At 49.2% G+C, this 21,421-nt stretch carries 5 protein-coding genes; all 5 read right to left on the minus strand.

Annotated elements, in window-relative coordinates; all coding sequences use genetic code 11:
• Positions 1 to 2: 2 nt before the first annotated feature.
• Genes G7035_RS02815 through G7035_RS02830 form a run of 5 tightly spaced genes read right to left on the minus strand, consistent with a single transcriptional unit; the run spans position 3 to position 21,417 of the window.
• Positions 3 to 11,318: a non-ribosomal peptide synthetase gene (locus tag G7035_RS02815; RefSeq protein ID WP_230877389.1), complete on the minus strand. Its 11,316-nt coding sequence runs from the start codon at positions 11,316 to 11,318 to the stop codon at positions 3 to 5.
• Positions 11,319 to 11,351: 33 nt separating this feature from the next.
• Positions 11,352 to 12,599 carry an ACP S-malonyltransferase gene (gene fabD, locus G7035_RS02820; protein WP_019686391.1) on the minus strand — a complete coding sequence of 416 codons (1,248 nt, stop codon included), beginning with the start codon at positions 12,597 to 12,599 and terminating at the stop codon, positions 11,352 to 11,354.
• A 13-nt stretch (positions 12,600 to 12,612) separates the two neighbouring features.
• Entirely contained in the window at positions 12,613 to 17,739 is a 5,127-nt protein-coding gene (locus tag G7035_RS27165; RefSeq protein WP_269060449.1) for a non-ribosomal peptide synthetase, read from the minus strand.
• Complete coding sequence (locus G7035_RS27170) at positions 17,640 to 19,745, minus strand: non-ribosomal peptide synthetase (protein WP_269060450.1); 2,106 nt, start codon at positions 19,743 to 19,745, stop codon at positions 17,640 to 17,642. Before G7035_RS27170 ends, G7035_RS27165 begins: the two co-directional genes overlap by 100 nt.
• Before the next feature lie 37 nt (positions 19,746 to 19,782).
• A complete protein-coding gene (locus tag G7035_RS02830; protein ID WP_019686389.1) occupies positions 19,783 to 21,417 on the minus strand; it encodes a carbamoyltransferase N-terminal domain-containing protein in 1,635 nt (544 codons plus the stop codon).
• Between the last annotated feature and the right edge of the window lie 4 nt (positions 21,418 to 21,421).

Genomic DNA, 21,421 nt, shown 5'->3' on the forward strand with positions numbered 1-21,421 from the left:
TGCTAAATCTCCCTCCGTCGGCGTTCTTTTTTCTCTACTTTTACCGATGACAGTGCATGCTGCTGTACAGGGACGACTTCCTTTATTAGCTTTCCAGCGCCCCGAAGTATGTTGCTAATCTCCGTTTCCTCTGTTTTAAAAAATTCAATATTTAATGGAACAGATTCATGAATCTGCTGGATAATTTCACCGTTGATCACATCAAATGTCGTCCTAAAAGCTTCATGACGCTGAATAAGCGCTTGGAAGGCTTCTTGAAGTTTGGCGATGTCCAGCTCTCCTTCCAGCATAATAGCGCCTGGTAGGTTGTAACTCAGATCCTCTGGATTCAGCTCGTGCATCATAAAAAGACGCATTTGAGCAGATGAGGCCGGATAATAGGCACTCGGAGCGGCGGCAGGAATCAAGGAACAGACCGTCTCTTCAACCTCGTGATGGTATTCAATTCTTCTGGAGCTTATGAGATCCGAAAGTTGTCGAATGGTCGGAGCTGCAAAAAGATCTTTTAAAGTCATCTCAATGGCCAACGTTTGACGCACACGCAAAATAAACTGGTGAGCCAGCAACGAGTCTCCACCGAACTCAAAGAAATGATCATCTATACCTACTGCACCTGTTTTGAAAATGTCCGCCCACAACAGGACCAGCTTCCGTTCCATTTCGTCACGTGGCGGTGTAAGCTCTTTGCCGGAAGGCAGCTCTATCCCCAAGGCATCTAACGCCTTACGGTCCAGCTTTCCGCTTGAACCAAGGGGCATGTTCTCGACCCTCATAAAACGTAAAGGGATCATATATTCCGGCAATCGTTCCAGCAAAAATGCCCTTAAATCTCGAACGGTACAGTCGGTTTGCACAACCAGATAAGCGCACAAATACTTGTTGCCCTGCTCATCTGTCCAATCTAGCACAGCCGCCTGTTGAATAGCCGTATGTTGCAAAAGAGCTGTTTCAATCTCGCCCGTTTCAATCCGGTAGCCCCCGATTTTCACCATTTGATCCGACCGTCCCAAGTAAACAATCTCGCCGCTAGGTAGCATACGGGCAAGATCGCCTGTACGATAGATTCGCTCACCCGGTACAAAAGGATTGGGAATAAAACGCTCTGCCGTAAGTTCATCCAGATGTACATACCCGCGTGCCAGATGGCGCCCTCCCAGACAAAGCTCTCCTACCTGTCCCAAACCTACCAATGCCAGCTTCTGGTTTAGGATATAGGCCCGAGTATTGCCCACGGGTCGTCCGATGGAAATTGGACCTTCCGAAGATACAGATGTACACGTATAGGCTGTTGCAAACACACTGGCTTCCGTAGGTCCATACAGATTCAGTAATTTTGCCTCCGGAAACTTCAGATTAAAGTTTCGCACTTGCTCCTGGCCTAACGGTTCGCCCCCTGACATGACCCAACGCAAAGTGGCTGCCTGAAGCGTATCCTCGACTGAAAGCTCTGACAAAAACATTTGCAGCACAGTAGGAATGAAGAAAGCCACCGTAACCTGATGCAGGTGAATGGTATCCAGCATTTGACGGGTATCCGTTTCTCCACCAGCCTCCAGTAATACCAATCGTCCTCCGCCCATAAACCAGCTGAACAGTTCGACGATGGAACCATCAAAGGTATAGGATGCTTTTTGCAGCACTGTGTCCTGCTCACTTAATTCAAGCTGTTGTGCTAGCCATACCACTCGTGAACTAAAGGCGTGGTGTTCCACCATTACCCCTTTGGGCTGCCCGGTTGAGCCGGAGGTAAAGATGACATAGGCCAGATGATCAGGCTGAATGGCAAGCTCTGGATTACCGCGTTCTTGCTGATCCTGACACAATAAATCAACGTCGATGACCCGCTGAATTTCTTCATCCATCCAGTTGTCATGGCAGCGCTGATGGGTCAGAATCCACTCGGCACCAGCGTCTGCCAGGATATAGCGAATCCGTTCCTTCGGATCGGCTGGATGGATGGGAAGATATGCCGCCCCTGCTTTTAACACGCCTAACAAAGCAACAATCATTTCCGGTGAGCGCTCCATAACTATAGCTACTACTTGCTCTGGCTGGGTGCCGGAGTCCAGTAAAGTATGTGCGACCAGATTCGCCCGCCGATTCATTTCCTGGTAGCTGATCTGCTGTTGACCGGAAATGAGAGCGATCTGTTCAGGGTTACGACTTGCTTGATCCTCAAAGTATTGATGCAATAGCTTTATAGATCCCATATCCATCTCTGTCTGGTTGAAATCGTGGACGAGCGTCTTCCATTCTGCCTCACTCACCGAATCCGAAAGTGCAACCGCAAGCTCATTCGTCCAGCCCTCTTCCTTATGGACACCTGCGGGCTCAAGCTCTTTCTCTTGGTAATGCTCATTCGGGTTAACAGCCACCTCTTCTATTCGAAGCTCTCCGATCTTTTGCTGTGGATTGATAAGGATCGAACGTAAAATTTGAAGATATTCCCGGCTCAAGCGTTCAACCGTCTCCTCAGTAAAGAGATCTACATCGTATTGAAGGATACATTCGATATGCTGGTCGGTCATGGCTGCGGTAAATGTTAAATCAAATTGTGCTCCTGTATATTCCACCTCATCACATGGGGTCAATTCCAGGCCAGGTAATTCCACGATGGTACGGGAAGACTCGTTCAATAATGCAAACATAGTATCGAACAGCGGATTACGGCTTGTTCGGCCAGCCAAATTCAGCTTCTCAACCAGTTGCTCAAATGGATAGTCCTGATGCTCAAAAGCCTGAAGAGAATGTTCCTTGACCTGTATTAAAAATTCCTGCACCGTCATGTCCTTCTTCGGCGTGTTGCGAAGGGCTAACGTATTGACGAACATACCCACCAGGGGACTCAGACTCGCATGGGTTCTGCCGGATACCGGAATACCGACGATAATATCTTCCTGCCCGCTGGCTTTGGCCAGCAATAGGTTGTAGACCGCCAATAAAACCATAAATACTGTGGCATTTTGTTGCAGGGCAAAGCGTTTTAATCTCCACGTCCATTCCTGATCCAGCTCAAAATGAACGGCTCGTCCCTCACCTCTTCTCTCATCGGGGCGTGAATAATCCGTAGGCAATTGCAGTTCTGTAATTTCCCCTTGAAAAAGCTCCTGCCAAAACTGCTCCTGCTGCCGGAATTCCGCACTGTTCATAAATTCACGTTGCCACACAGCGTAATCTTTATACTGGATCATCAATTCCGGCAAGTTCATGCCACCGTATAAACGAGCAAATTCCTCGACGATAATTTCTTGGGAAAGACCGTCCGTAATAATATGATGCATATCAATGAACAGCAAATGATGGTTTGCGGGCTGATGAATAACCTGAATGCGGAACAACGGCTTTTGTCGGAGATTAAAGGGCTTAATTAATCCGTTTTGTTCCACTACTATTCCATGTTCACGACCCGATTGAATTTCCTCGATCCATTTCGCTAATCCTTGAACCGTGCCTGCCCGGAAGAAATCACGCAGCGACAGACTTACATTCCATTCTTGATTAATAAGATAGACCAGCTTGGTTGCCAGTAAGGATTGTCCACCCAGCAGGAAAAAATCATCCTGTGTACCAATCTGCTCCCGGTGCAGGATTTCCGACCAAAGCTCAACCAGGCGCTCTTCCAGAGGTGTAGCTGGCTGTACATAGGTCGTGCCGACCTTGATGCTTTCATTTACCTGCGGTAAAGCATGACGATCGATTTTTCCATGATGTGTTAACGGGATTGCATCGACTCGAACAAAGTAAGACGGAATCATATAATCAGGCAAGGTTGCCGACAGATGGGTCTTCAGCTCTGCCACCGATAACTCCAGATCCGTCACGATGTAGGCGCATAGCTCTTGCATACCTGGTAGAACTTCCTGCACCAGCACAATCCCATCCTGTATATGCGGGTGCTGGAGCAACGATTTTTCAATCTCGCCCGGTTCGATACGGTAGCCCCGTACTTTAACCTGTTGATCTTTTCTTCCTAAAAATTGAATTTGCCCATCTTCGAGGTATCTGCCCAGATCACCCGTTTTGTACATACGCTCGCCTGGTATCCATGGGTTTGCTACAAACTGCTGTTCCGTCAGTTCGGGGCGGTTCATGTAGCCGCGTGCAATCCCTCGACCTGAAATACAGATTTCACCGGGTACCCCGATAGGCATAACATCCGTCCCCCTGCGATTCATGATGTATACCGCAGCATTGGCAACAGGTCGTCCGATAGGCAGCGGATGAACATCTGGAGTATCCGGCACACGATAATAGGTCGCACAGACGGTCGCTTCTGTCGGTCCGTACGTATTGTAGACCTTTGCGGAGCGCAACAACTGGGTAACATATTCACTTTTCAGCACATCCCCACCGCTAATATAAACACGAATATGCGGGAAAGGGGGCAGTTGATTCAGCTCATTCAAAATAAATGGTGAGGCACTGACCACTGTCACTTGCTGCCGGCGAATGAATTGATTGAGCAACTGGATGTCCTTCAGTTCATCCCGAGAAACCATAGCCAGCGTTCCACCTGCTGCCAATGTAGGGTATATTTCCTCCACGGATGCATCAAAGGTAATGGCTGCCTGCTGGAGCACCACGTCTTCAGCCGTTAAGTGGAACTCATGCTGAAAAGCCGTGATATAATTCGTTACATTTCTGTGCTCTACCATCACACCTTTGGGCTTACCGGATGATCCCGACGTGTACAAAATATACGCCAGATGGTGAGAGGCCAGAAGCTCCTTGCCCGCCAAAGCTATATTATCCGCATCTCCGCTGTACAAGGCCGGATCACTTACATCAACGACAGCCCCTGTAAAACAAAGTGAGGTTATGCTGACACTTTCCACAGAAGTTAGGAGCACAGTTGCGCCACTGTCCTCCATCATGTAGGCCACCCGCTCCGTCGGATGTTCCGGGTCCATAGGGACATAGGCTGCTCCTGCTTTAAGTACAGCAAGCATGCTGGTCAGCATATCCAGCGAACGGGGGACCAAAATACCAACAGCTTGGTCTGGTGCCAACTGATAGGCAAGCAAGTGCCGCGCTAGCTGATTCGCTCTAGTATTCAATTGTCTGTATGTCAGTGAATGCTGCCCATAAACGGCAGCATTCCGATCAGGGTGCTGTTCAGCCTGTTCTTCAAACCACTGGTGAACCAGCTTTTCCTGCGGATAATCCACCTGGGTTTGATTCCACTCGTACAGGGATCGCTGCTTTTCTTCCGCATGATTCATGGAAATGAGGCCAATCGGGCGTGTAGCATCCGCAACGACTTCTTGTAAAAGATTTTCGTAATAAGTGGCAAGTCGACGTATGGTCTCTTCCTTGAACAATTGGGTCGCATATTCAAAGTGAAAACGCAGCCTGCCTTCATTTTCAAGCCATATGACCGTTAGATCAACTTGTACAGCCTCCATTTTAGCTTCCAACGGAGTAAAGCAAAGCCCGTCGATGCTCATCGGTTCCCCCTTAAAGTTCTGGGAAATAAACTGAACATCAAATAGCGGATTTCGGCTCCGGTCTCGCGGCACGTCAAGCTGATTCAGCAGCATTTCAAAGGGATAATCCTCATGCTTATATGCTTCAAGCGCGTGTTTCTTAACCTCCTGCAAATAGGTCGAGAACGGCTTATCTTCGGATGGTGCAGTCCGCAGGGCCAGTGTATTGATGAACAGCCCAATCATGTGCTGAGTCTCTTCGGATTGACGGCCTGCGCTTGGCGTGCCAATGATGATATCTTCTTGATTCGCATATTTTGCCAATAATGTACTATAAACAGCGTACAGAAGCATAAAAAGCGTAACCCCGTGCTGTACCGCTGTTTCTTTTGCCAAAGCTGTTAGTTCCTCGCTTAGCTCAAATGTATAAACATCCCCGGCATTGCTCATTTGCGCGGCCCGCGGCTCATCTGTAGGCAAATCAAGTACAGGCAGCGTTCCCTTAAATACGTCCAGCCAGTATTCCTCCTGCTTTTTCATCTCGGCACTGTCCAGACGCTGATTTTGCCAAAGTATAAAATCGGTATATTGCATAGGCAGTTGCGATAGATCATATCCCGAATAGCCCTGTATCATTTCACTTAATAAAATACCAATTGAGGCTCCATCGGCTGCAATATGGTCAACATCACACAAAAAGAGGTGAACATTCTCCTCCAGCTGGACCAGCTTTGCCTTTAAAAGCGGCGCGCAATTCAGATCAAAGGGACGGATAAATTCGTCCACATACGCCTCCAACTCGCGCCCGTCCCCTTCGCTATATTCCAGCGAAAAATCTACCTCTGGGTACACGATCTGTACCAGTTCGTTATCCCGCAGTTCATAAGCGGTGCGCAGAGAGCTGTGACGCCGAATCACCGCATATATGGCTTCCTCCAACCGATGATGATCCAGATTACCCGTGATGGTCATCGCACTGCATAGGTTGTTCAAGGTGCTGTGCCCTGCCATCTGACGCATCATATAAAATCGACGCTGTGTCGATGAAGCAGGATACACCTCGCGTTGTTGCGGCGGACGAATAATCAGATTTGAGCCGGCTGATCGGGGTGAAGGCAGCTCCGTTTCTGCCAGAAGGGGCTGCTTCGCTTCTCCATCCGTATACAGGGCTAATTCGTGGACCGTCATATAATTGAAAATATCGCTGATATCCACTTTTGTAGACAAGCTCTGATTCATCTGCCCTACCATTTTACTGGCAATCAGGGAGTCTCCTCCCAGCTCATAAAAGCTGTCATAGATGTTCAGCTCATCAAGCCCCAGCACATCCGCCCATATGCTCGCGATCACCTTTTCCGATGAGCTGTATTCTCCTGTCCCTCGACCATGCAGCTGTACAGGACGACGCAAAGCATCGGATGACATGACCGCATGATTATGTAGAAGCCGACGATGACGTTCCAAAATAGCGCGCATTTCATGAGATAAGCCGAAAGGAATGGCAGTAGAATCGAGTGCGGCCACCTGAGCATAGTGCAAGCCACCCACAATGACACGCGAAACGGGATGAAGCAATAATTGTTCAAGAGCGGCCAGTCCTTCTTGTGTGGACAGAGCATGGAATAAGCTCTCCTGGAAATCAACCTTGTGCTCAAAAGCCATCCCGGTTTCCTGCCAAGGAGCCCAGTTGATGGAAAGTGTGCGATGGCCGGATTGATTCCGCCACTCGGCAAAGGCATCCAGATAAGCATTGGCCGCCGTATAGTCGCTTTGTCCTGGTCCACCCGTCAGCGAAGTGACGGATGAAAAAAGAATAAAAAAGTCCAGTGTATCCGAAGCTGTAATTCGGTCAAGCACATGTGTGCCTGTTATCTTGGGAGCCAATACCTCGTTGAAGCGGTCCTGACTCTTGAGCGCCATATAACCGTCTCCTGCCACACCCGCAGCATGGATGATGCCGTGAATAGCCCCATACTTGTGACGAAATTCATTCATGGCTTGCTTCATAGCCGCCTCGTCAGCTACATCGACAGCATAATATTCTACCTGAGCTCCCTGCCGCTCCAATTCCAGCAAGGCGGTAATCGTATTCAGAATTTTTGTATCCATATTCGGCTTTGAACTCTGTCTAAAGCTTGGACTGATGTTCGAATCTGCGTATGCAATGGTTTCCCATTGCTCTTTGGGTGGCAATGGTGTGCGACCCAGTAATCCCAGCGTGACCTTCCCTTTCGTAGCAAGCCATTGGCCGACTGCCAACCCCAGCCCGCCAGTACCACCAGTAATAACATAGACTCCCTGCGGTCTGATCGTAATCGGGTCAGCCTTACTTTCCATCAAATCCACGGGCTCAATTTGCTCTACATAACGTTCTCCGTTACGCCAAGCGGTCAGAAATGTATCATCATTTCCGTGCCATAAGGAGTGAGTGATGTCGGAAATCCGGGTGTTCGTATCTATATCAAGACAACGGCAAGTCAAATCGGGATATTCCTGACCGATGACCCGGGCCAGTCCAAACAAGCCCGCATGTTCCGGCTTTAATTCATTTTCCAATCCGTTCACTTGATAAGCCTGCTCAGCGATCACTGTCAGTTCCTGAACAGCAGGCTTGGTCTGTGTGATTACCTTGGCCAGATGAAATAGCTGAACCATAGACTGCCCGCTCCAGAGATATATCAGTTTCTTAGCGTTCCGGCATCGCACCTCTGTCAACAGGTGTATATGATCTTCCTCGGTACCATTAGAGAAGTAAGCATGGTCTGACAGTTTAGCAAAGCTGGCTCCCCGCTTTACTTCGACCACATCATACCCTTCTTGGGCCAACTGTCCACGCAGCGTTACACCGATCGGACGGTTATCTGTGAATAATAAAATCGTTTCCAGCGGTGCGGAGAATACCGAATTATTTGTGGTTCGGGTTGCTGTGTCTGCTTCATGCCCGGCATATGCCTGTTCTTTCTTTTTCCACACAAGCTGATGATATTTATGATGTTCTGTGTACCGATTTCGTTTGAAATCCGCCTCGTGCACTCGTTTGACAGCATAGTCTTCAATTTCCACCAGTACCTGACCTTCAGCATCCAGAATGAGCACATCTACCGTTAAAATTTCTCCACTTTCTCTAACCTTGCTTTTTTTACGCAGATAGCTGTAAAAATGCTGTGGGAGTGAGTCGTAAATACGCAGCTTTTGATATGAAAATGGCAAGAACAGACCATTTCCCAAGCTCTGGCTTGCTACCCCGACTGCCACATCCAACAAAGCCGGATGGAGCACGTATTGGTTCAAGTCCATATGATAGGCTGCGGGCAGCTCCAGTCTAGCCAGCACTTGGTCTGTTCCAATTGCAATCGTCCGCAATGTCTCCCATCGCGGTCCGAATGAAAAGGCGGCGGCTGCTTCAGCATGATTTTCGCCCACTACTACTTCCTGGTCGTTACATTCAGTTCGAATATCGCCCAGACTCATAACAGGGTGGCTAGCCTGTACAAACATCGCCTGCCCCTGTGCATGCCTTACCCATTGCTGTTCCCACGGCTGAGCTGAGAGTCCCGTTCGGCTTATCACCTTAAACGAAAACGTCTCACCTTCCCGTTGCAAAATGGTGTGTACTTCTCTTTCTTCCTCTACTTCCAAAATGAGCGGAGAAATAAACTGAACGTCATACAGTTCCAGCACCTTGCCTGGACGCTTGTATTTTTCCAGCCCTGCTCTAACCATTTCCAGATAAGTGGTTCCCGGTACAATACAGCTTTCCATTATCTTGTGCTCGCTTAGTACCCAATGACTCCCCACAGAGAAGCGTGTCAGATAAATATCCTGTCCCTCGGTTTCTGCCAAACAACGATCCAAAAGCGGGTGCATTTTTTCCAACTCTGTGAATTTACGAACTTGGGAAGCTTGCGAGGCTATAGCTTTTTCCTCTACTTCCACCCAGCATCGCTTAGGTTCAAAAGGATAGGTGGGAATGCTTCGTCTGTGGCAAGCTTTGCCTTCATATAACCTCTCCCATTCCACATCTGCCCCCTCAACATACATACGGCACAGAGAATTCAGGGTGTGAAATTCGATTGGAGACTGGGTCAGTTTCTCTTGGGCTGCAGCTGTCAGACTTCTGGCTTCCTCCAGCGTAAGCTCACCCGCTTCTTTTTCCTTTTGGGCAGATACCACCTTATGACGCCCAAAATATACGCCCGGTATAAGCTCTCCTTGTTGTGCTTGTCCGCTGAAGCCGAAGGCAGAGGTCTGAATCTGATCCAGTTTTGCCCCCAGATCATTCCAGTCCCGGCATAAAATCGCCAAACGATAGCTATGGTGCCCCCGTCCCGTATTGGCGGTGTAACAAAGATCGCGTAACGGATAGGCTTGGGGTTCTGTGACATATTGCTGATATTGCTTCACATAGGCTGCAAGCACGGTTTCATTTTTGGCAGACAACGTAAAAAGCTGAATCGTCTCTGCGGTTCCCTGTCCCAACTGACCACCGTCCTGCATGTCAGCCCAAGCCGGGGCTTCCTCCAGAACGACATGGCAGTTCGTACCGCTTAGACCGAAGGAGCTTACTCCGCAGCGTCGCGGAAAATTCTCCTTAGGCCAAGGTTGCAGATTATCGTTCACATATACAGGTGAATCAATAAAGCTGATGTCCGGGTTCGGACAGGTGAAATGCAGGCTCGCCGGGATTTCTGCATGCTTCAAAGCAAGTACTGCTTTCAAAAAGCCCGTGATTCCCGCACTGTTATCCAAGTGACCCACATTAGTTTTGACTGAGCCTATGGCACAAAATTGCTTCCGGTCGGTATACTGCCGAAAAGCTCTCCGTATACCATCAATCTCTACTGGGTCACCCAGTTTGGTGCCTGTCCCGTGAGCTTCGATATATGTAATGGTATCCGGGTCAATCCCAGCATCCTTCCAGGCCCGTACAATGACATCCTCTCCGGCCAGCGAATTGGGCGCCGTAATCCCGGCGGAAGTCCCGTCATTGTTCACAGCACTTCCTTTAATGACAGCATAAATATGATCGTGATCCTGAATGGCCCGCTTCAAGGGCTTGAGCAGAACAGCAGCTACACCTTCTCCCCCGCCTGTGCCATCCGAAATGCTATCGAATGTTCTCGTCCGGTCATCCGAGGAGCCTACCCCCAGCCCCCCGCCCTTCCCCTCTTTTACGGGCACGAGTGTAACTTTTACTCCCCCAGCAATCGCCGTATCGCAATCCCCGTGCCGCAAATCCCGACAGGCCAGGTGAATAGCTACCAGAGAAGAAGAACATGCTGTATCCACCAACAGACTGGGTCCTTTTAAGTCCAATAGATAGGCAATTCGACTGGCAATCATAGAATGGATATTGCCTGGAATCGCTGAGGAAGCTAAGGAAGGCGCCATTTCTGCTACAAAACGCTTGTACTCCTCGCCAAAATCACTACTGTAGCCCACATAGACTCCCGTCCGGCTACCAGAGAGCTTGTTGCCCCCATATCCCGCATCTTCGATCGCAGTCCAAGCAGACTCCAAAAATAACCGCTGGTTCGGGTCCATTAACCGTGCTTCTGCTGGAGAAAGTTGAAAAAAGGGATAATCAAACTTGTCGATCTCATCCAAAAACCCACCTTCATTTAGTGCCGTTTGTTCATTCAACAGTCCGACTTGGAAGAGACTCTCCAGCTCCTTTTTGCGACTGGCAGGAAAAGGACGTATAGCGTCCTGCCCCGCCCGCAGAAGCTCCCAAAACTGAGCTGCATTTTCACTTTCGGCAATTTTGCAGCTCATTCCGATGACTGCAATATCCGAATCTCGCAGCTCATTGACCGCGATCGGACCTGCATCCAGAAAATCCTGTTCACTAAATTGAAGAGCCGCCAGATTGAATCCTGTTTTTGTCATCATCGTTCCCCCTTCCGTTCCTCATGTTCGCTGCAATTAGCTGACCTGAAACGCGGGAAATAATTCGCGTGTATGCGTATTGCTGAAAATTTGCTCAAACCGCTCAGCCCGTTGTTCCGCAGGCGTTAATTTAGTTTCAAAAATGGACTTTAGCTTGTCCAGAGCTTGCTGCATTTGTTCAATCGTCGGCTCGGTCCCGGTCGCGATCAATTGTTCGCGCATGTTTTGCAATTCTTTATATGGAACAACTACACCCTGCTCATATTCATCATTGTTCCAGTTCCGATTTTGGGTTGAAACAGCAATCGCGATGCAGGAGGTCACAAGCCCCAACCCATCCGGCTTGCACTCCATATCAGCATTCCGTAGTAATTCCAGACCGGAGGGATGCTCAAAGGCAAAGGATTGAGCTGTGGAAGTGATACCTGTCATTAAATTTCTCAGCACAGTTTTGGGACCGATTTCTATAAAATGATTCACGCCCTGATTCAACATGTATTGAACGCTTTTATACCATTGCACAGGCTGGGCCATCTGCGACGTTAGGTTAGATATGATATAACGACGATCCGTATAGGGTGTCGCTGTAACATTAGAGAGCACAGGCCATTGAAAACGGCCATAATCATATCTCTCCAGCTCATCCCGAAACTTGCCCGCAGCGCTCCGCATTAAATTCGTATGGAACGGAAAGCCCACCTTAAGACGAACCGTTTTGATTCCTCTACGGTTTAATTCCTCTTCGGCCTTCTCCAGCGCCGGAGTATGGCCCGAAATAACAAGCTGCTCGGAGGAATTATAATTTGCAATGCCGACCGACACACCACCTGAAGAGGCTTGCTGGCACACCTCCTCGACCTCACGCTCATGACTCCCGACTACCGCCAGCATCGCTCCTGCCCCAGGGGCGACGGCTTCCTGCATCAGAATACCTCGCTGACGTACTATTTTCACCGCATCCGAAAAAGCAAGCGCCCCTGTACTGACCAATGCCGAAAATTCCCCCAGACTGTGACCCGCTACCAGGGATGGCGCAAGCTTCAATTCCTGCATCAGTACACGATAAGCAGCAATGCTCACGGTCAAAATGGCGGGCTGCGCATTAGCGGTCTGAGTCAACTCATCCATGGAACCTGTGAAACATAGGGACTTCAGATCAAACCCCAGTGCTTCTTCGGCCTCTTCAAAGGTCTCTCTCGCTACTGAATATTCATCGTATAAGCTTTGACCCATGCCTACATATTGGGAGCCTTGTCCCGGGAATAAAAAACCTAATTTTTTCATCGTTCCATCCTCCTTATAGTAGGTCAGCAATCTTGTGCAGGACGTGGACATAGGCCTTCATCAATTGTTCCGCCCAAGTCTTGTTTAGTTTTCCAGCTTGATATTCGCACAGGAACCGTACCTGCTCTGCACGCACATCCATATAAATCACCCAGTCCAATTGTTGGGTCACTTCATGTCCCGATGGCGTGTGATTCAAAAACACACAAGGGTGAAAAGCAGATGGATCGGCGTTTCCTGCCCCATTCGGCAACATGACGGGGATCGGGTAAAGATCTGTCTCTTTCGCTTTTTGGCGATGACTCGCAACCTCTTTGCACAGGACGCTAAAATCATCATTTTCCATCAATCGTACACGCAGTGGATACAAGCTCTCCCCGGTAGGCTGTACAGCCGTGTAAACAGAAGGTTCACGTTGCATTGATGGTTTATTGGGATATAGGTGTCCTTCCCCGATAAGCACTATAAGCTCAGGCTGACCTGTCATTTGTGACAATACATACGTATAAACGGCCAGTAGCAAGTCTGATAGGGCAAAATCCTGACGCCAAACGGCTTTCTGCAACACGGTCAGCAGGTCAGTAGGTAAGGTAAAAGTGAACGTAGCCTGACCATCTGCCCCTCCAGCTGCTCGCATCGCTTCATTCCACGGAATAGAAGGTAACGGTTCGACCAAATAACGACGCCAGTAGTACTCCTGACGCTCATAGCGTTCTTGTTCTGCATCTGTCCATGCTTGTTCTTTTTGCTGCTGTTCCAGAAAATCGGAAAGTCTCGCAATCGTCGGATAGGCGAAGCAGTCCGCCACATTGATTTTCCCTGGATAGATTTGCTGGAGACGAACATTCATTTGAATGAGCAAAACCGAATTGCCCCCCAGCTCAAAGAAATTATCGTGGATGCCAAGTTCGCTTCTGTGCAATACTTCTTCCCAAATCCGGCTGACCTGCAATTCCACCTCTGTAGCAGGTGACGCATATTCCACTTCGAGAAGAGGGCGGTTATGATCCGGCTTAGGCAGCATTCGACGGTTTATTTTTCCATTCGGCGTTAAAGGCATCTCCGACAACATAATAAAATGCGACGGAATCATATATTCCGGCAGTCGGGCAAGCAAATGATTACGCAGCTCACTCACCGATAAAGTCTGTTCGCCTATCCAATAGGCACAAAGAGGGCTGCTCCCCTGTTCATCCGATTTGTCCTGAATGACTGCAGCTTCCCGAACGCTGGGATGAGCCAGCAGCGCTTGTTCAATTTCCCCTAGCTCTACCCGGTAGCCGCGGACTTTGACCTGATCATCCATCCGGCCCAATACTTCAAGCTCGCCCTGATGCATCCATCGCGCCAGATCTCCAGTCTTAAACATTCGCTCACCGAATCGGAACGGATTAGCTTTGAACTTCTCCGCTGTCAGTTCAGGGCGCTTGTCATAACCGGCTGACAGCCCTTTGCCTCCAATCCAGAGATCACCCGCTACAAGATCAGGTACAGGCTGAAGCTGACCATCCAGGATATATACTTGTGTGTTCGTTATCGGCGTACCCACGGTCACTCGCTCCTGCTGGGTAAGCTCCTGCACAGTTGACCAGACTGTAGTTTCAGTTGGGCCGTACATGTTAAATATGCGTGCAGTCGTCATATCCTGTGCCTGACGTAGCAGCGACTGTGGTAAAGCCTCGCCTCCCACCATCATGATCTGCAATGTGTGCAGACCCTCTTGGGCTGCCGGGTGCATAAGCAAAAGCTGGAGCCGCGAAGGTGTCATTTGCAGCAAATGCGGGCCTGTTCGGCGAATAGCTTCCAGGAGCAGTTCAGCATTAGCCTGCTCTTCTCCCGTAGATAACACCACCCGTAGCCCCTTCGCCAAAGGCAGCAACGTTTCCAATACAAAAATATCAAACGCGGCTGTCGTTACCGAAAAGAAGGTCTGTCCTTCAGCAAACGGAATACGCTCGGTAATCCCATAGATCAGGTTAACGATAGCTTCCTGACGGATCATCACGCCTTTCGGGTTTCCAGTCGAGCCTGAGGTGAAAATCATATACGCCAAGTCATTGGGTCCCGGTTGTGTAATCTCCAGCCTTTTTCCATCCTGTCGATATATATTCTCATCATTCAATGAGATGACTTCGCCTCTAAAATCAAGTCCTTTCAGTAACGTGTCCCGACTTATAAGCCATTTCGCTCCGCTCTCTTCCAGCATGTAGGCAATGCGGGCCGCAGGATAATCGGGGTCGATCGGCAAATAGGCGGCTCCTGCCTTTAAGATCCCGAGCATCCCTATCAGCAAATCTACTGATCGTTCTAGCAGCAAGGCAACCACCGTATTCACGCCCGCTCCTTTGCTACGCAAGGTTCTCGCCATCTGATTGGACAGCATATCGAGCTCACCATAGGTTATACGGCGGTCCCCACATTCTACCGCTATGGCATCCGGTATCCGTGCAGCCTGCTCTTCAAACAGATGATGCATCAGCTTGTCAGCCGGAAGCGCAAACTCAGTCGCATTGCGAGCGACAAGAATATGCGATTGCTCCGCAGAAGTCAGCAGGCTGGCAGCATATAGAGGACGGTCTGGCTGTGAAGCCAGTTGAGCCGCCAATTCAATGAAATGCTGCGCCATCTGGCGAACAGTCTGCTCGCTGAACAGTTCCGAGCTGTATTCAAAGGTACAATGCAGACCAGCCTGTCCATCATCGCCTTCATTCTGGGCGATCGGCTCCACGACGGTCAGCATCAAATCAAATGAAGCAAAAGAGCTTTCCAGTGGATAAGGCTTTACTTGTAGCCCTGGTACCTCCCTGCTGACATCCATAAAGTTTTGCAGCCGAAACATGGTGTCAAACAGCGGATTGCGGCTTAAATCCCGTTGAAGATGCAAGCGATTGACAAGCATATCAAAGGGGTAGTCCTGATGTTCAAACGCGTTCAATGCATTGTCTCTAACCTCGTTCAAAAACTGCCGGAAGGTCTTTTCCTGTACGGGAGCATTTCGTAACGCAAGTGTATTCACAAACATACCGAGCATCCGTTCCAGCTGAACATGTGATCTTCCGGCTACTGGCGTACCGACCACGATGTCCTCCTGCCCACTGTAGCGGGACAAAAATACATTGTATGCTGCAAGCAAAACCATAAATAACGTGGCGCCACTCTCCATGGCCAGCTCTCGCAAGCTTGTTGCACTTGCTGAAGGAAGGCTAAATTCTAACGAGCCTCCAGCAAAGCTCCGCTGTTTTGGTCTTGGATAATCTCCTGGCAGATTCAGAAGCGGGACTTCCTGTCCAGTGTGCTGCTCATCGAACAATCCCACCCAGTATGCTTCCTGTTCTTTCAGATGTTCCCCGCTGAGCTGTGTATGCTGCCATGCAGTAAAATCTTTATACTGAATGCGCGGTATCTCCAGATGGCTTCCTTCCATTAGGGAGATAAACTCATCAATAAGCACTGTCGCAGATATACCATCAAAAATAATATGATGTACATCCAGCAGCAGCACGTGGCTCTGCCCCGCTAGTCGAACGAGCATTACTCGTAAAAGCGGGGGCTGTTGCAAATCAAACGGACGTAAAAACGATTGCTGAATTCGCGGCATATCAGCTGCCGCCCCTTCGGTATATTCCATTTTCCAAGCCACGTCTGTGTGAATCCGTTGTACTACCTCACCCTCCAGCAAGGTAAACCCCGTCCGAAACACCTCATGGCGGAGTAATAATGTATGAAAAATACGCTCAAGCTGCTCTCGTTGGATCACACCCTCCAATTGCCAGCCAGTGAACACGTGATTACTCAAGCTTTCTCCTTCCAGCTGATGCAGTACATATAATCGTCTTTGAGCGGCAGAAACGGGGTAATATTCCTGCTCAGGCAACGGTTCGATAGAAGCCGCATGAACAGAGGTCTTCTGACGAAGTAAATCTGCCAGCTCACGAATCGTTTGATGGTCAAAAAGTTCTTTGAACGTCACATTCACTTGCAAGCGCTCCTGAATCCGGTAAATCATTTTTGCCATCTTGAGCGAATGTCCACCCAACGCAAAAAAGGGGTCCTGCACACCCACTTGCGCTATATCCAAAATTTCTCCCCAAATAGCGGACAATTCTTGCTCCATATCGTCCCTTGGGGGTACATATTCTGTTCCTGCGAGACTTCTTCCCTCAGGCTCCGGCATATGCTTACGGTCGATTTTACCATGAGGGGTTAAAGGCATAGCTTCGAGCGGGACCAACAGACCGGGAACCATATAGTCTGGAAGCCGTTCCTTTAGATATTCGCGCACCTCTTCTGCCGTTATTTCGGACGACTGCAATGTGTAGTAGCCAATCAATCCGGTTCCGGTTTCCTCAATATGCGCAATCACTGCTGCCTCACGAATACATGGAAGACTGACCAGCGCCTGCTCAACCTCTTTCATTTCGACGCGAAATCCACGTACCTGAACCTGGTCGTCCTTACGCCCAAAATACTGGAATTGTCCGTCCGGCGTCTGACAGCCCAAGTCTCCTGTCCGATAGAGCCGTTCTCCAGTCAACGGATGCGTAGTGAAAGCCCTGGCTGTCAAATCCGGCTTGCCCCAATATCCGCTCGCGAGTCCTGTCCCGCCGATACAAATCTCGCCCTGAACATGGTACCCAGCAAGCTGTCCGTCCTGATCCAGCACATACACACGAGTATTCGTAATCGGGAATCCCAGCGGAATACGTAATGTACCTTCATCTGGCTTGCGCTGAATGATATGCTGGGTCGCATAGATAGCCGATTCCGTCATGCCGTACAGATTGGCGATTTTAGCTGTGCAAAAAAGGGAATACCATTCCTGCACGACGTTCACCGGAAGCGCTTCGCCCCCGTTAAAAATCCACTTTAAATTGGGCAATGGATGAGCTTCTCCCGCACTGCGGACAGCACTTAAGAAAACACTCATAAGCGCGGGAACAAATTGAGTGACTGTTACCTTTTCCCGCTTCATAAATGGATATAGCTGTGCAGGGTCCTTGACGATATCGGTGGGTACAATGGTTAATTTGGCTCCCACCATCAGCGGCCAGAACCATTCCCACACCGAGTCTGTGAAACTGGTAGACGTCTTCTGTGCGATGACATCTTCTGCCCCAGAGCAAAGGTATCCTGCAGCCAAAATAATGTATTCAGCACAGCCTTATGGGTCATCATCACCCCTTTGGGCTGTCCCGTCGAGCCGGATGTGTACATGATATAAGCGAGATCATCCTCGCCTGGAATGTTTTCCAAACCTAGATCATGAACGGGGATGTCTTGCACCTTAACAGGAATAAATGAAGCTTCAGCTTCATGTCCTCGCATCTCACGCAGCCTAACGATCCACTCCGATTCTCCCCATACCGTTTCATCCAGACAAATGACGGTTTCAATGCTGGCAGGCAAATGGTTTAACATCCGCCCGAAATAGCGTGTATCCGTAACAAGCACGCGGCACGAGCTGTCGTTGAGCATATACTCTATTCGTGATTGCGGATAATCGGGATCAATTGGGACATAGGCCCCGCCTGCCTTCATAATCCCCAAAATAACGGTGAGCAATGGAACATCCCGATCTCCCATAACGGCAACCAGCGAGTTGGGACGAACTCCATAACGGCTAAACAATTGGCCCAATTGGTTGGAACGAAGGTGCACTTCCTCATAGGTCACCGCTTTGCTACCGTCCACGACACCAACTGCATGAGGGGCACGAGCAACCTGCTCCTGGATACAGGATGTGATCGTGACTCCAGCCGGATACGTCTTCTGTGTATCATTAATGCGGTTCATTTCGGTCCGTTCCTCTACCCCGATATAGTCCATTTTCCAAACGGGCTGCTCCGGCTCCTGAATGGCACCTGCAATAATATTACGGAAGTATGCTCCAATCCTGCGCATCGTTAAAGGTGTAAATAGATCCGTTCCATAGCTGAGTGAGATGACCATTTCGTCGTTCACCGACTCCACAATCACAGTCCAGTCAAATTCATTCGCTTCCGCACCATTCCCTAGCTTGATTCGCTCCATCGGGATTCCCCCGAAGTTCTCTTCACTTTTAGATCCAGCTGCAAAATTAATCAGAACGTCAAACAGCGGAGCACGATTCAAGCGACGCGGACGGTTCAATACCTGCAATAGCTGATCAAAAGGATAGTCCTGATGGGCATATGCTCCTGCGCATTCATCTTTGACTTGCTGTAACAATTGGGAAAAAGTAATATCACGTGAAATTCGATTCCGAAGCACAAGTGTGTTTACAAAAAAACCGATCAGATTGCGCACCTGCTTTTGATTCCGCCCCGCCACAGGAGTACCGATAATAATATCCTCCTGCTGAGTTAGACGAGCCAATAACACATTCAGACTGGCCACGATCGACATAAACATGGTGGTTCCGTACCTACGATTCAACTGCTCCAAGCCCGCGCATAATTCCGCATCCAGAGTGACCTTTTCTACTGCTGCCGGAGCATTCCGGACGGTTGGACGCGGGAAATCCAGTGGTAATTGAAGACTTGGTAATTCGCCATTCAATCGGGATTTCCAGTATTGCTCCTGTGAGTTTAATTTTCCGGTAAGCACCTGCTGATTTTGCCAGTGTGCATAATCAATATACTGAATTGGCAAATCTGGCAAACGGAGGCTTGTTCCTTGCTCCAACGCCTGATAAATATGGAATAGTTCCTGGAAAAACAGATCCATAGACCAACCGTCTTCAATCATGTGATGCATACAAATATGAAAAATATAGTCATCTTCCGCCAGTTTATAGATCTGTGCCCGCCATAACGGACTTTGCTCCAGATCAAAAGGCTGATTCATCATGGTCTGTATTTCTTTTTGCACCTCTGCCCACGCTGTTTCTTCCCCTATGTCCGACACATCCGAGACAGGCACGTTTAAGGTCATTTGCTCCAGCACCACTTGCTTCGGCACACCCTCGACCACTGTAATCACTGTACGAAGGATAAAATGCCTTTCAACGATGATATGGAGCGCCTGCTGTAAATACGCGGTATTCACGGCTTGTCTGATCCGAACGGCTACCGATTGGTTAAAGGCGCTGCTCTGAGCGTCCAGTTGGGACTGAACCCAGAACCGTTTCTGCCCATGAGACAGATCATAGGTCTGCTTCTCTCCCATGTCTAAACCTCCATCTTGTACATTATTCGAGGATAGGCTACTGCTTTTCGTATAACGTTTCATTGCACCAGACATATCGGGTTCCGTTCCACTCGGTTGCAGAACGCACATCCGGGAAAAAGCCGCTGCCAAGCAGATTGGCACTGGTATTGCACAGGACTGGAATACCGCTTAATTTCTCGTACGCATGCAGCAAATCATAAATTAGCGGATTGTCCTCCCGACTTACTGTTTGCAAGCGTGCTGTGCCATCCAGATGACGGATTGCCGGAATGCGTTCCACCCATTCGTCACGCAGCATATGGTCAAACAGCATATACGGATCGCGGGTTCCTGGCGAAAAAATAGCAGGCGCATGCTCCTCTATGCAGATCGGTGAGACTGGACGATAGTCCTCCCGTTGCTTAATGGCATTCAGGCGGTCTTTCATATCCGGTCGAACGGCAGCTGCCAGTATACTGCGATTCCCCAGCGCACGTGGTCCCAGTTCCGCCCGATCATTCAGCACGACAACTGGCTCATCTGTCGCATGCAGCAGCTCCGCGAGCTGTGACACCGTACAAGCACGTGATTCCCAGCCTTCCGCTGGATTATTTTGGATGACCATCGGCCCGCTGTATACAGACCAATTCAAATGGGGATGACCTGTCTGATGAATCATCTCACAACAAGCAGCACCAATGGCCGAGCCTGTGTCATTCGTAAATGGAGAAACAAACACATCATCAAATAACCCGCTTTCTCGAATCGCACTGTTCCATTTAATATTCAGAGAACAGCCTCCTATAAAGCAAAAGTTCTTTGTTTTGCGCCCATGCTTGGTCACACTCGCCTCCAGCGAGGTTACAAGAAGCTGCTCCAAATACTGATGGAAAGACGCCAAAGCGTCTGCATGCGGAATATGATGCTCATCTACATATCGCTTGATTTCCTGGGAAAAGGTCCAGTTAAACTCCATGGAGGGTGAAAAATGCCGCGCATACGTCAACTCAAACTGTTCGAGCAGCTCTGAACGTACCCGCCCCTTGGCTATATAGGCCATAACCTTGCCCGCTACCGAAAGATCATCCACACGTGGTCCTTGTCCTCCGCGAAGGAAAGGCTCAAAGTGCAGCGAAAACAGTGAATAAATGTTGCCGATGTACATGAAGAGAGGGCCCAGGTTTTCTAATCTTTCGTTCGCTGGATCAAAGTAATAAAAACGCGGGTACATACCTCCATCGTATACAAGCGCGTAAGACGGCTCCTTGTTCACCGCATAAGGGCTCGCACAATAGGTGCTGGCGATATGTGTGGTTGCATGCATATAGCTGGTATAATCGAAGGATTTCTCTCCAATAACAAGTCCACTGCCCGAATAGGCTTGGAGTGCGTCCGCTGAAAGCGATACTTCGCGGTAAGGCGCAACCGAAAGGGACAACTCCTGCCCATGAGAACGCGTATCCACCCTGCTTTCCTTCAATCCGGCCCAGCCGTCAATAACAAACCGATCCACATCTGCCGAGGTATAGCCATGCAGGTTAAGTGCTTCTTCAACAAAATCTAAATCAGGAATTTCGCTGTAGCGTTTGTTGTTATTGAATTTTTCAACTTCATAGCTGAAAATAAGCTTGTTATCCTCAATCAAGGCTACACTACCATCATGCGTTAATTTCAGTCCGCAGAATAACATGTTC

The sequence above is a fragment of the Paenibacillus polymyxa genome, assembly GCF_015710975.1.
Taxonomy (GTDB): domain Bacteria; phylum Bacillota; class Bacilli; order Paenibacillales; family Paenibacillaceae; genus Paenibacillus; species Paenibacillus polymyxa.